This is a genomic window from Xanthomonas sp. LMG 12460 (genome assembly GCF_009192895.1).
Taxonomy (GTDB): domain Bacteria; phylum Pseudomonadota; class Gammaproteobacteria; order Xanthomonadales; family Xanthomonadaceae; genus Xanthomonas_A; species Xanthomonas_A sontii.
The window spans coordinates 1-815 of record NZ_NKUH01000133.1 but is presented as its reverse complement, the minus strand read 5'-3'; the positions used below and the strand labels follow the sequence as shown (position 1 = coordinate 815).

The 815-nt window shown below is 67.1% G+C and carries 1 protein-coding gene; it reads right to left on the bottom strand.

All coding sequences use genetic code 11. The features are described from left to right. On the bottom strand, window positions 1-815 hold an 815-nt coding region (locus tag CEK66_RS19615), incomplete at both ends, for a 3-hydroxyacyl-CoA dehydrogenase family protein (protein ID WP_193312727.1).

Below are 815 nucleotides of genomic sequence, written 5' to 3'. Positions count from 1 at the left end.
TCCGCCGGGTTCTTGATCTTCAGGATCTCGACGACTTCCGGTGCGGCGGCGCGGTCGGCCGGGCGGTAGTCCTGCTTCTGCAGGTCCAGCACCACGATGTCCTTGCCGACCTTGCGGAAGATGCCGGCGCCGGTCTTCTGGCCCAGCGCGCCCTTGCCGATCAGCGCCTCCAGCCACTTCGGCGCCTTGAAGAAGGCATGCCACGGATCGTTCGGCAGGGTGTCGCCCATGGTCTTGATGACGTGCGCCATGGTGTCCAGGCCGACCACGTCGGAGGTGCGGTAGGTCGCCGACTTGGGACGGCCGACCAGCGGGCCGGTGAGACCGTCGACCTCGTCGAAGCCCAGGCCGAACTGCTCGGTGTGGTGGATGGTGGACAGGATCGAGAACACGCCGATGCGGTTGCCGATGAAGTTCGGGGTGTCCTTGGCGTAGACCACGCCCTTGCCCAGGGTGGTGACCAGGAAGCTTTCCAGGCCTTCCAGCACCGACGGCTCGGTGTGCTTGGCCGGGATCAGCTCGGCCAGGTGCATGTAGCGCGGCGGGTTGAAGAAGTGCACGCCGCAGAAGCGGTGGCGCAGCTGTTCCGGCAGCACGTCGGACAGGGCGTTGATGCCCAGGCCGGAGGTGTTGGAGGCCAGCACCGCATGGTCGGCCACGAACGGCGCGATCTTCTTGTAGAGGTCGTGTTTCCAGTCCATGCGCTCGGCGATGGCTTCGATGATCAGGTCGCAGCCGCGCAGCTGCTCCAGGCCGGAGTCGTAGTTGGCCGGGGTGATGGCCTCGGCCAGCGCGGTGCTGGCCAGCGGCGCCGG